Origin of the sequence: Pseudomonas psychrophila, assembly GCF_001043005.1 — a bacterium.
In the GTDB taxonomy this organism is placed as follows: domain Bacteria; phylum Pseudomonadota; class Gammaproteobacteria; order Pseudomonadales; family Pseudomonadaceae; genus Aquipseudomonas; species Aquipseudomonas psychrophila.
Map to the genome: position 1 here is coordinate 1 of NZ_JYKZ01000091.1, position 563 is coordinate 563.

At 56.1% G+C, this 563-nt stretch carries 1 pseudogene; it reads left to right on the forward strand.

The features are described 5' to 3' along the window. Positions 1-446: 446 nt before the first annotated feature. Positions 447-563 (forward strand): annotated as a pseudogene (locus TU76_RS25805) (LacI family transcriptional regulator); the annotation flags it as partial.

Consider the following 563-nt stretch of genomic DNA (forward strand, 5'->3'; position numbering starts at 1 on the left):
TTTGAAAAGCGCAAAAGTAAGCAAAACGCTCTTGCCCCAACACTCGGCACCTCGCCCAGGCTCGGTGTGCCCGAACGCAGGCTTTGGAGCGTGGGCCGCCGCGACGGGCCATCCTTGGCCCAGCGCGGCTAACCCGGCGTCCTGCCGGGTTGCCCACGAATTCAAGCCTGCATTCGGCCAGCGTGGTTTAACGGGGCGCCTGAGATCAAGATCAAGAGCAAGAGCGGCTCGCTGCGCATCGTGGTTACCGTTGGCTGCTACTCAGTTGTGTAAATACCCATGCCCCGATGATGGAATGTCAGGGATACATCAGTGCTGACCCACCCACATTTTGATCGAGACCGACCAGTGGAGGCTTGCGCAGGTCCGATTTACTTGTTAGCTTCTGGCAAAATGTTAACGATAACATTTGCTCTAAAAATAAAAACAAAACAGAGACCCACGCCATGAAAATGCTCTCGAAGACCCTGTGTTTACTGGCTGCCGGCATCACCCTCGGCACTCAGGCATTTGCCGCCACGTTACCTGCGCCCATCCGCATCGGTGCGTCGTTCCAGGAAATC